Annotated in this window: 10 protein-coding genes; all 10 read left to right on the forward strand. The window is 70.0% G+C overall.

The window, feature by feature from the left end:
* The first annotated feature begins 395 nt into the window (after positions 1 to 395).
* The gene (locus tag ABD481_RS05765) at positions 396 to 1,964 is read left to right on the forward strand and encodes a glycosyltransferase family 2 protein (RefSeq protein WP_344664467.1); all 1,569 of its coding nucleotides are present in this window, start codon (positions 396 to 398) and stop codon (positions 1,962 to 1,964) included.
* Entirely contained in the window at positions 1,961 to 2,374 is a 414-nt protein-coding gene (locus tag ABD481_RS05770; RefSeq protein ID WP_344664468.1) for a hypothetical protein, read from the forward strand. The genes ABD481_RS05765 and ABD481_RS05770 overlap by 4 nt, the downstream gene beginning before the upstream one ends.
* Before the next feature lie 3 nt (positions 2,375 to 2,377).
* Positions 2,378 to 5,245, forward strand: coding sequence for an acyltransferase family protein (locus ABD481_RS05775; RefSeq protein ID WP_344664469.1), 2,868 nt, complete (start codon positions 2,378 to 2,380; stop codon positions 5,243 to 5,245).
* Between the two features lie 98 nt (positions 5,246 to 5,343).
* Positions 5,344 to 5,874: a DUF3592 domain-containing protein gene (locus ABD481_RS05780; RefSeq protein ID WP_344664470.1), complete on the forward strand. Its 531-nt coding sequence runs from the start codon at positions 5,344 to 5,346 to the stop codon at positions 5,872 to 5,874.
* A gap of 68 nt (positions 5,875 to 5,942) precedes the next feature.
* Positions 5,943 to 6,401 (forward strand): GNAT family N-acetyltransferase, encoded by a 459-nt coding sequence (locus ABD481_RS05785; protein WP_344664471.1) that lies wholly within the window; start codon positions 5,943 to 5,945, stop codon positions 6,399 to 6,401.
* Positions 6,402 to 6,530: 129 nt separating this feature from the next.
* On the forward strand, positions 6,531 to 7,931 hold the full coding sequence (tig, locus tag ABD481_RS05790; protein WP_344664472.1) for a trigger factor: 1,401 nt from the start codon (positions 6,531 to 6,533) through the stop codon (positions 7,929 to 7,931).
* 344 nt (positions 7,932 to 8,275) lie between these two features.
* A complete protein-coding gene (locus ABD481_RS05795) occupies positions 8,276 to 8,902 on the forward strand; it encodes an ATP-dependent Clp protease proteolytic subunit (RefSeq protein ID WP_344664473.1) in 627 nt (208 codons plus the stop codon).
* A gap of 61 nt (positions 8,903 to 8,963) precedes the next feature.
* Entirely contained in the window at positions 8,964 to 9,608 is a 645-nt protein-coding gene (locus ABD481_RS05800) for an ATP-dependent Clp protease proteolytic subunit (protein ID WP_344664474.1), read from the forward strand.
* 247 nt (positions 9,609 to 9,855) lie between these two features.
* Positions 9,856 to 11,172 (forward strand): ATP-dependent Clp protease ATP-binding subunit ClpX, encoded by a 1,317-nt coding sequence (gene clpX / locus ABD481_RS05805; RefSeq protein WP_344664475.1) that lies wholly within the window; start codon positions 9,856 to 9,858, stop codon positions 11,170 to 11,172.
* Between the two features lie 121 nt (positions 11,173 to 11,293).
* A complete protein-coding gene (locus tag ABD481_RS05810) occupies positions 11,294 to 11,506 on the forward strand; it encodes an antitoxin (protein ID WP_344664476.1) in 213 nt (70 codons plus the stop codon).
* The last annotated feature ends 84 nt before the right edge of the window (positions 11,507 to 11,590 follow it).

An 11,590-nucleotide genomic window follows, 5' to 3' on the forward strand; every position in this document is an offset into this window, starting at 1 on the left:
CAAAAAGCCCCCGAGGGCTCCGGACGTGACACCGGAACCTCATGAAATTTTCAGGGACGAACCACGTGTCTATCCACGTCGTCACCGGGGCCACAACCCGGACCTGGAGTCTGTGACACGTTCGTGTCCTGACCCTCCGAACCTGCTCGGTGACGCAGGGTGCGCAGATTTGTTCGCCTCGGTCGGGCCCGAGGTCAGGGTCCCGTTTTCCGGCCCGGAGCAGGGCTGATCCGCCATCAGTTCGGCCGGTTCCGTCAAGGCGTTGACCTGTCGGAGTGGCCGATGTCACAAGGCATGGTTCAGGGCTCGTTCACACGCTCGTAGCCAAGAGGTCTAGACCAGCGGGATACCGTCGCGTTGAGTCAATGCACGAATTCACAGGGGGATCATCGGCCATGGCGCCGAGCACATCATCGACACCTTTCCTGCCCGCAGCTCCCGACGACGACGAGCTCTATTGGTACTTCGGCCCGCAGCGGCGCTGGGTATTGCTCTGTTCGTCCTTGTCCTTCATATTCACCGCGATCACACTGTTCTTCTTCTCCCTGCGCACCCCGGTGCTCTGGGTCTTCTTCGCGGTCCTGGCCCTGAACCTGGTGGGCCTGGCGTTCGCCCTGGCCGACGGTCAGAAGCAGCGCCGCCTGACCCGCGCCGGACACGAGGTCCTGATCCGCGCCTGGCAGCCCGAGCGGGCGCCGAGCGTGGACGTGTACCTGCCGACCTGCGGCGAGCCGCTGGACGTCCTGCGCAACGCCTACGACCACGTCGCCCGGGTCCGCTGGCGCGGCACCCTGGCCGTGTACGTCCTGGACGACGCCGCCAGCTCCCAAGTGGCGGCCCTGGCCCGGGAGTACGGGTTCCGCTACGTGGTGCGGCCCGACCGCGGCCGGCTGAAGAAGGCCGGGAACCTGAACCACGCCCTGACCGTCTCCGACGGCGAGGTGGTGGCCATCCTCGACGCCGACTTCTGCCCGCGCCCGGACTTCCTGGACCACCTGGTGCCCTACCTCGCCGACCCGGAGATCGGCATCGTCCAGAGCCCGCAGTTCTTCGACACCGACGAGACCATGTCCTGGCTCCAGCGCGCCGCCGGCGCCGCCCAGGAATGGTTCTTCCGCTGGGTGCAGCCCTCGCGCGACGCGGCCGACGCCGCGATCTGCTGCGGGAGCAACGCCGTCTACCGCCGCACCGCGCTGGACGCGATCGGCGGCTTCGCCAAGCTCGACCACTCCGAGGACATGTACACCGGCCTGGAGATGCTCGGCCAGGGCTACCGCACGCAGTACGTGCCGGTGCTCGTGGCCAAGGGCCTGTCGCCGGAGAGCCTGCCGGCCTACGTGAACCAGCAGTACCGCTGGGCCATGGGCAACCTGCACCTGCTGACCGGCCGCGACCTCAAGCGGGTCGGCGCGGCCTGGCGGACCCGGGTCTGCTACTACAACGGCGTCCTGGGCTACGTGGTGATGGCGGTCAACGTCTTCGCCGCCCCGCTCCCGCCGCTGATCATGCTGGCCGGGCACCCCGAGCAGATCCGGCCCTGGCACGTGCTGCCGCTGCTGGCCCCGCTGTGGGTGTGGTTCGTGCTGCTGCCGGCGGTGTCGCGCAGCAGATGGCGCATCGAGGTGATCCGCGCCAACTATCTGGTCGCCTTCGCCGCCTGCGCGGCGCTCGTGCACACCCTGCGCGGACGCGGCGCCGACTGGGTGCCGACCGGCTCCGGCGGCGGCCGCTCGAAGCTGGCCCGGGGCATCGCCCGGCTGGCGGTGTGCTGGCTCGGGGCGACGACCGGGGCGGCGGTGGTGGCCCTGGCCGCGGGCGTCGCGCGTTATGGGCCCGCCCGGTTCTGGGGCGTGGCCGTGTACGTGGCGGTGACGGTGTATCTCACCGTGCCGCTGATCAAGGATCTGATACCGGCACTGGGCTTCCGTCGCCCGGTCGCGCCGGTGTTGAAGGAGTCGAAGTGAGTACCGCCGGCATGACCGCCAGCATCCCGAACGCCCAGAGCACTGAGAACACCCAGAGCGCTGAGAACGCCAAGAACACCAAGAACACCAAGAACGCCGAGAACGTCAGGAACACCGAGAACACCGTGTACGCGACACCGATTGCGGATTCCGATACGAGCAGCGAGATGTCGGCGGCGCCGACCTTAACGGACGACCGCGTGGACGCGACCGCACCCGCACTCGCCGGTACCTCGCGGGAACCCGTGTCACCCGATCCTGCCACCCCCGATCCCGCCACCCCCGATCCCGCCACCACCCCCGACCACCGCCTCCGCTGGCCCGAAGCCGTCGCCATCACCCTCGCGCTGCTCCTCGGCGGCGCGGTGGCGTCCGGCGCGTTCCGTCCGATGCTGCCCTGGCTGGGCTGAGCCGTGACCGACCGCAAGTTCCGGCCGGACATCGAAGGACTGCGCGCCCTCGCCGTGCTCACCGTGATCGGCTTCCACGCCGCGGTGCCCGGCATGGCCGGCGGCTACGTCGGCGTCGACGTGTTCTTCGTCGTCTCCGGCTTTCTCATCACCGGCCAGGTGCTGGGCCGCCCCGCCTTCTCGCTCGCCGAGTTCTACGCCCGCCGGGCCCGGCGCATCCTGCCCGCCGCGTGCGTGGTGCTGCTGTTCACCGCCCTCGCGACCTGGATCGTGCTGCCGCCGCTGCGCCAGCACGACGTCGCCTACGACCTGCTCACCGCCGCGCTCAACGGCGGCAACTGGCGCTTCGTCGCCGACCAGACCGACTACCTGGCCGCCTCGCGCGCCCCGAGCCCGCTGCTGCACTACTGGTCGCTCGGCGTCGAGGAACAGTTCTACGTCGTGTGGGCGCCGCTGGTGCTGCTCGCGATCCTCGCCGCCCGCAAGCGGAACCGCTCGATCCGGGCCTTCGTGCTCGGCGAGATCCTGATCCTGTCCGCCGCGTCGCTGGCCCTGTCCCTGTACTGGACGACCACCTCGGCCCCGCTGGCCTATATGGGCTCGCCGTCCCGCGCCTGGCAGTTCGGCGCCGGAGCGATCCTCGCGGTCGCGGTCGCCGGCCGGACCGTCGCGATGCGGCACCTCCGTACCGTCGCCGGGTACGTGGGACTGGCACTGATCGTCGCCGCGACCGTCGTCTTCGACGCCAAGACGCCCTATCCGGGCACGGCGGCCCTGGTACCCGTCGCCGGAACCGTCCTTATTCTGTTCGCCGGTGCGGGGGAGTACTCCAAACTCTCCGCGCCGGGACTGCTGGCGGTCCGTCCGGCGCGCGCCGTCGGCCGCCTGTCCTTCGCGCTGTACCTCTGGCACTGGCCGATCCTGGTCCTGGCCCAGGCGGAGTGGGGCGACCTGCCCTGGGAGACGGCCGCGGTCCTGGCCGCGCTGTCGGCGCTGCCGGCCTACGGCACCATGCGCCTCGTCGAGCAGCCGCTGCGCTTCTCGAAGCTGATCACCTCCACGCCCCGGCGGGGTCTGGCGATCGGCGCGACCGCCGTGATGCTGCCGCTGGCCGCCGGTCTCGCGGTCGGCACCGGCGCCGTGAACGCGCTCGGCGACACGCAGCCGTACGACGTCAGGGCTCTGCCGGCGGCGGCGCGGACCGGGCAGCATCTGCTGGCCGCGCCCGCGGTCGACCGGAAGGGCGGCAGCACCGTGCCGAGTCCGGCCCAGGCCCGCAAGGACTTCCCGCCGGACGGTGCTTGCGAGGTCGCCCCGGAAGCCGCGGTGAGCACACCGTGCTTGTTCGTTCCGGCTCCGGCGGGAAGTCCCTCGCCGACCGGCCTGGTCCGCGATCCTGATCCGCCGGCGCTGAACCGAATGCCCGCCGACCGCATCGTCCTCATCGGCGATTCCCACGCCGGCCAATGGTTCTCGGCGGTCAGCCGGATCGCCGCCGACCGGCATCTGGCGGTCGAGGAACGGGTCAAACAGGGCTGCCCGTTCGCCGACCTGAAAGTGACGAGCCCGGTCCTGGGCCGGGACTACCGCGAGTGCTACTCGTGGCGCGCGTCGGTCCTGGACCAGCTGCGGCAGGAGCCGCGGCCGGCCCTGATCATCGTCACCGAACTGAACTGGTACGCCCCGGCCGCCGAGACCGCCAAGGCCTGGGACGGACCGCTGGCCGCGCTGGCCGCGCTCGGGGTTCCGATCGCGGGCATCCACGACACCCCGAAGCCCGACACCGATATCCCGGTCTGTGTCTCCGGGGCGCAGGAGCGGTGGCAGGACTGCGCGTTCAACCGGTCCGACGCCCTGGCGGCCGATCCGCTCGCCGCGGACCTGCGGGTGACGCCGGTCGATTTCAGCTCCCTGCTGTGCCCGGACACCAAGTGCCCGGCGGTGTTGGACGGCGTCCTTCTCTATCGGGACGACTCGCACCTCACCAACGCGGCCGCCTATCTGCTGGCGGCCCGATTGGGTGCGCAGCTGCCGTTCGCGAAGCCCTGGAGCACGGTCTACACGGCCGACTTCCAGGGGCCCGCGGGCGCGCCGCTCCCGCCGCAGGACTGGCTCGTCGACACCGGGCACTGCTATCCCGGCTGCCCGGCGCCGAACTGGGGCACCGAGGAAGTGGAGTCGATGAGCGGCGACCCGGCCAACGTCGCGCTCGACGGTGCCGGTGCGCTGCGCATCACGCCGGTCCGGGCCGCCGACGGCAGCTGGACCTCCGGACGGGTCGAGACCCGGCGTTCGGACTTCGCGGCGCCGCCCGGCGGGGTCCTGAAGCTCAGCGCCAGACTGACCCTGCCCGATGTCACCACCTCGGACGGGGCCGGCTACTGGCCCGCGTTCTGGGCGCTGGGCAGCGGGGTGCGCGACGGTTCGCAGGCGTGGCCGGGCGCCGGCGAGATCGACGTCCTGGAAGCCTTGAACGGCCGGGCGTCGACCTGGTCGACCCTGCATTGCGGCATCTCGCCGGGCGGTCCGTGCGGCGAGCCGGGCGGCGTCAGCTCCGGCGAGCATCCCTGTCCGGCCTGCACCTCCGGCCCGCATGAGTACTCGGTGGAGATCGACCGCTCGCGCAGCCCGGAACAGATCCGCTGGTCCATCGACGGGACCGAGGTGTTCCACGTGGACGCCGCCCAGGTCGATGCCGCCACCTGGGACGCCGCCGTGCACCACGGGTTCTTCGTGATCTTCGACGTCGCCGTCGGCGGCTCGTTCCCGGGCTCCGTCGGCGGCCCGGACGCCGCCCGTCCGGGCTCGGGGACGGTCAGCGGCAAGCCGATGACGATCGAGAGCTTCCAGGTCTCGACGCGCGCCGGATGACGGCCGCTACCATCTCCGCCACGGACGTGTGAGCGTGGTGCGGCGAGGGGCTCGGGCTCCTCGCCGCATCACGGGCCGAGGCAAGGGGAGGACCGCGGATGGCCGGGAAGTGGTCGGCGATGGCCAGGAGCAGCCGGTTCCTGCTGGTCGTCGTCCTTCTGTACCTGGTGGAAGCGGTCGTGATCACCCGGACCGCCTGGGACCGGAACACCGGCTACGCCGATGTCGTGATCGGCGCCTTCACCACCGCGTTCGGTGCCGGCCTGGCCGCCGCCGCGCTGCGGACCGACTACCTGCGAGCTCTCGGCCTGCGCTGGCGGCTGCGACGGGGCGCCGGGCGCGCGACGGCGACCGTGGCCGCCGTCATCTCCTTCCACAACAGCGAGTTCACATATCCGGTCTTCGAATACGCGACGCCCGACGGCGTCACCCACCGTCACGGTGACGCCTCCAGCCGCGCACTGGCCGTCGGCGACACGGTCGACGTCCGCTATCCGCTGGCCGAGGCGGATTTCGCGGTGGGGCCGCTGAGCGGTTTCAACGCCATGGTGTTCGTGTTCCTGGGGCTGCTGGGGACGGTGCTGCTGGCGATGATGCCGATCATGACAGTGCAGTCCCTGCTGAACTGATCAGGACAGCTGAACTGATCGAAACACTCGAAACACCGCGGACACATGCCGGCGGCACACTGGACGACATGATCACCTCGGACATCGTGGTCGGGGAAGTCCCCTGGGACGATCCCGAGGCCGCAGCGCTGCGGGCCGCGCAGCGGGCCGAGATCGACGGCATGTACGGGCAGGGCAGCGAACCGGGCGTGGCGCCGTCGGCTTCCGACATCGCCTTCTTCCTGGTCGCGCGCGCCGAGGGTCGGGCGGTTGGCTGTGGCGGGCTGCGGCCGCTGGAGCCCGGCGCCGCGGAGCTGAAGCGGATGTACGTCGTGCCGGACTGGCGCGGTCGCGGGGTCTCCGGAGCCGTACTGGCGGCGCTGGAGGCCGCGGCCGTCGCCCGGGGCTGGCGCACGCTGCGGCTGGAGACCGGTCCCAAGCAGGCCGCCGCCATCCGCTTCTACGAGCGCTCCGGATACACCGGCATCCCCTGTTTCGGCGCGTACGCCGAGGACCCGACTTCCTTCTGCTACCAACGAGAGCTGTAGCGAGTTCGGGGACCGTTTCCTTCAGGGGCGGCACTCCGGGTTACGATGGGGCTTCGTATCCCGTCCACGCGCGACGTCGCGCCATGACTCGAGGCTGCCGGCGCCGGCAGCGCCGCAAGGAGAGCAGCAGTGAAGAGCGCTGTCGAGACCCTGGACCCCACTCGGGTCCGGCTCACCGTTGAGGTCCCGTACGAGGAGCTCAAGCCGAGCCTCGACGCGGCGTACAAGAAGATCGCCGAGCAGGTCTCGATCCCGGGCTTCCGCAAGGGCAAGGTCCCGGCCGCGGTCATCGACCAGCGCTTCGGCCGCGGCGCCGCGCTGGAGGAGGCGGTCAACTCCTCCCTGCCGCAGTTCTACGGCCAGGCGGTCGAGGAGCACAAGATCGAGGTCGTCGGGCAGCCCGACGTGGACCTGACCGAGCTGGAGCCGGGCCAGACGCTGAAGTTCACCGCCGAGGTGGACGTGCGCCCGGACTTCGAGGTCCCGGCCTTCGAGGACATCGAGGTCGAGGTCGACGACGCCGCCGTGGCCGACGAGGCCGTGGACGAGCGCATCGACCTGATCCGCAAGCGCTTCGGCTCGCTGAAGGAGGTCGAGCGCGAGGTGCAGGACGGCGACTTCGTGACGCTGGACCTGGCCGCCTCGATCGACGGCGAGGTGCTGGAGGACGGCACCGCCAAGGGCATGAGCTACGAGGTCGGCTCCACCCAGCTGGTCGAGGGCACCGACGAGGCGATCATCGGCAAGAAGGCCGGCGAGACCGCCTCCTTCACCTCCAAGCTGCTCGGCGGCTCGCACGCCGGCGAGGACGCCACCATCGAGGTCACCGTCACCGCGGTCAAGGAGCGCGAGCTGCCGGCCCTGGACGACGAGTTCGCCCAGCTGGCCAGCGAGTTCGACACCATCGAGGAGTTCCGGTCCAACGTCCGCGAGACGCTGGAGCGCTCCGAGCAGTTCGAGCAGGTCGCCGCGGCCCGGGACAAGGTGCTGGAGGTCCTGCTGGAGCGCGTGGACATCCCGCTGCCGAAGTCGGTCGTGGAGTCCGAGCTGGCCTGGCGCAACGAGGCCCTGGACCGGCAGATCGCCATGGGCGGCATGACCCGCGAGGGCTTCTTCAAGCTCCAGGAGAAGACCGAGGACGAGTACACCGCCGAGCTCGACGCCGAGGTCCGGGACGGGGTCAAGGCCCAGTTCATCCTGGACAAGCTGGCCAACGACAAGGAGATCTCGGTCACCGAGGGCGAGCTGACCAACCACCTCATCCAGCGCGCGTCGCAGGCCGGCATGCGCCCGGACGAGTTCGCCCAGCAGATCTCCCAGGCCGGCCAGATCCCGGCCCTGGTCGGCGAGGTCCGCCGCGGCAAGGCGCTGAACCTGGTGCTGGAGGCCGCGACCGTCAAGGACGCCTCGGGCAACGAGGTCGACGTCAAGAAGCTCAACGAGCCCGACGTCGAGGACACCGACGGCGAGAACCCGGACAGCCATGGCCGCACGCCCGGCGACGAGCACTACGGCCACAAGCACGACTGACCGCCGCGCGGCTGGCGCCCGCGCGCCGGCCCTGCGACGAGCTCCGCGCCACCGGCCCGCGACGGGCCCGCGGCCGGCTCCCGACCGGCCCCGGGCCGCGCCGCGAGCCGGCCGTCCGGCCCGGCGCCAGGCCCCTGAGACCGGCGCTCCGGTACGACTAAAGCCCTGCCCGCTGTCCGGCAGGGCTTTGGCGTATGCCGTCAGCGAACAAGGGCCGGGCCGCCGACGTGGCAGGGGACCGGGGCGTTAGGGTCGTCCTAGGACCTGGCGATCACACCCCCCACAGGGCCCGTCATCGGCGGTCCGAGCATTCCGGCTTCCGACGAACCAGGCAGGGTGAACCTATGACGACGCCGCTGACCCCGACGGCCCGCGCGGGTGTGGACAGCCCGCTCGGCCTGAGCGACCAGGTCTACAACCGGCTGCTGCGCAACCGGATCATCTTCCTGGGGACCCAGGTCGACGACGACATCGCCAACTCGCTGTGCGCCCAGCTGCTGCTGCTCACGGCCGAGGACAGCGAGAAGGACATCTACTTCTACATCAACAGCCCCGGCGGCTCGGTCTCGGCGGGCCTGGCGATCTACGACACGATGATGTACATCCCGAACGACATCGTGACCGTGGGCATGGGCATGGCGGCCTCCATGGGCCAGTTCCTGCTCACCGCCGGCACCCCCGGCAAGCGCTTCGCGCTGCCGAACACCGAGATCCTGCTGCACCAGGGCTCGGCCGGGATCGGCGGGTCGGCGGCGGACATCCGGATCCAGGCCGAGCGGCTGCTGCGCAGCAAGGCGCGGATGGCCGAGCTCACCGCCCGGCACACCGGGCAGTCGCTGGACAAGATCGAGAAGGACTCCGACCGCGACACCTGGTTCAGCGCCGCGGAGGCCAAGGAGTACGGCCTGATCGACGACATCATGACGCACGCCACGGACGTCCCCGGTGGCGGCGGCACCGCCGGGTCCTGACCCCGGCGTGCGCACCGGCACCCGATTCCCCCCTGGCCGCCCCCTTCCGGAGGACCCTGATATGAACGACATGCTGTACCGCGGGCCGGAGCACGACGCCCGCTACATCGTCCCCAAGTTCAGCGAGCGCACCAGCTACGGCTTCCGCGAGTGGGACCCGTACTCGAAGCTGTTCGACGAGCGGATCATCTTCCTCGGCGTGCAGATCGACGACGCCTCGGCCAACGACGTGATGGCCCAGCTGATCACCCTGGAGTCGATGGACCCGGACCGGGACATCTCCATCTACATCAACAGCCCCGGCGGGTCGTTCACGGCGCTCACCGCCATCTACGACACCATGCAGTGGGTCAAGCCGGACATCCAGACGGTGTGCATGGGCCAGGCCGCCTCGGCCGCCGCCGTGCTGCTGGCCGCCGGCACCCCGGGCAAGCGCCTGGCGCTGCCCAACGCCCGGATCCTGATCCACCAGCCCTGGAGCGAGGGCGGCCGCGGCGACCTGTCGGACCTGGAGATCCAGGCCAACGAGATCCTGCGGATGCGCAGCGTGATGGAGCAGATGCTGGCCAAGCACTCCGGCCGGCAGCTGGAGGACGTGCACCGGGACATCGACCGGGACAAGATCCTCTCGGCCGACGAGGCCAAGGAGTACGGGATCATCGACCAGGTGCTGACCACCCGCACCGAGACGCTCGCCACGCACTGAAGGCTCAAGGCGGGGAGGGGAATTCGGCGGGGTGACCCGCCGCGGGCCGTGGTGTCGGATTATCATTCGATGCCACGGCTGATGCTCGCCGATCCGTTCGGGGATGTTCTCGACGATGTGATCGACGCGCATCACGCCTTGCCGGGGGTATGAGCGGTACCGTCTTGGGGGACAGACTACGAAGCGCGCCGACAGGCGCGCCGTGGTTGGTCAAGCACCGGGATCTTCACGAAGGAGAAGCTCCACCGTGGCACGCATCGACAACGCCGACCTGCTGAAGTGCAGTTTCTGTGGCAAAAGCCAGAAGCAGGTCAAGAAGCTCATCGCAGGGCCTGGCGTGTACATCTGCGACGAGTGCATCGATCTGTGCAACGAGATCATCGAGGAGGAGCCCGGCGAGCCCGCCGCGGCCCGGGGCCTGGCCGAACTGCCCAAGCCCAAGGAGATCTACGACTTCCTCGACGAGTACGTGATCGGGCAGGAGAACGCCAAAAAGAGCTTGTCGGTGGCGGTCTACAACCACTACAAGCGGGTCCAGGCCGGGGACTACCAGCGGGAGCGCGGCGGCCGCCGGGGCGAGCAGATCGAACTGGCCAAGTCCAACATCCTGCTGCTGGGCCCGACCGGCTGCGGCAAGACCTACCTGGCGCAGACGCTGGCCCGGATGCTCAACGTCCCGTTCGCGATCGCCGACGCCACGGCGCTGACCGAGGCCGGCTACGTCGGCGAGGACGTCGAGAACATCCTGCTCAAGCTGATCCAGGCGGCCGACTACGACATCAAGAAGGCCGAGACCGGGATCATCTACATCGACGAGATCGACAAGATCGCCCGCAAGGCCGAGAACCCGTCGATCACCCGCGACGTCTCCGGCGAGGGCGTGCAGCAGGCGTTGCTGAAGATCCTGGAGGGCACGGTGTCCTCGGTGCCGCCGCAGGGCGGCCGCAAGCACCCGCACCAGGAGTTCCTGCAGATCGACACCACCAACGTGCTGTTCATCGTGGCCGGCGCCTTCGAGGGCCTGGACAAGATCGTGGACTCCCGGGTGAACAAGCGCGGCATGGGCTTCACCGCGCAGCTGCGCTCCCGCTACGACATCGACACCACCGACGTCTTCGCCGACGTGCTGCCCGAGGACCTGCTGAAGTACGGCATGATCCCGGAGTTCGTGGGCCGGCTCCCGGTCGTCACCTCGGTCCACAAGCTGGACCGCGCCGCCCTGGTACGGATCCTGGTCGAGCCGCGCAACGCGCTGATCAAGCAGTACCAGCGCCTGATGGAGCTCGACGGCGTGGAGCTGGTCTTCGAGGACGACGCCGTGGAGGCCATCGCCGACCAGGCGATCCTGCGCGGCACCGGCGCCCGCGGCCTGCGCGCGATCATGGAGGAGGTGCTGATGTCCGTGATGTACGAGGTCCCCAGCCACTCCGACGTCGGCACCGTGGTGATCACCGGCGAGGTGGTGCGCGAGCACGTGCTGCCCACGCTGGTGCCGCGGGACCAGCAGTTCCGCCGGACCGGGACCCAGCAGAACCTCAACGAGCGCCGGGAGCGGTCGGCGTAGCCGTCCGATCGCCGGTCAGCGGGACAGCGGGACAGCGGCGGTTCGCTTCGGCGGGCCGCCGCTGTCGGCGTTTCGGGTGCTACTTGGCGAGGAGAATTTCTTATCTGGGTAGAATTGTCGGGTGACGACGAAGTTGCGCATCTCCCTGCCGGACGAGGACGTGGCCTTCTTGGACGGGCTGAACGAGAGCTCCCGCTCAGCGGCAGTCCACGCGGCCATCGAACTGGTTCGTTCGCTGCGGCTGTCCGATGACTACGCCGCCGCGTTCGACGAGTGGGAGGCATCCGGGGACGCGGAGCTGTGGGACGCCGTGACCGGCGACGGGATCTCTTAGCAGAGACGGGTGGGCGACGCTTCCTGGGTCGGCCTGGATCCGGTGCGGGGCGGCGAGGCAACCGAATCACCACCCTGACCCGGG

Source organism: Catenulispora yoronensis (assembly GCF_039531695.1).
GTDB classification, from domain to species: Bacteria; Actinomycetota; Actinomycetes; order Streptomycetales; family Catenulisporaceae; genus Catenulispora; species Catenulispora yoronensis.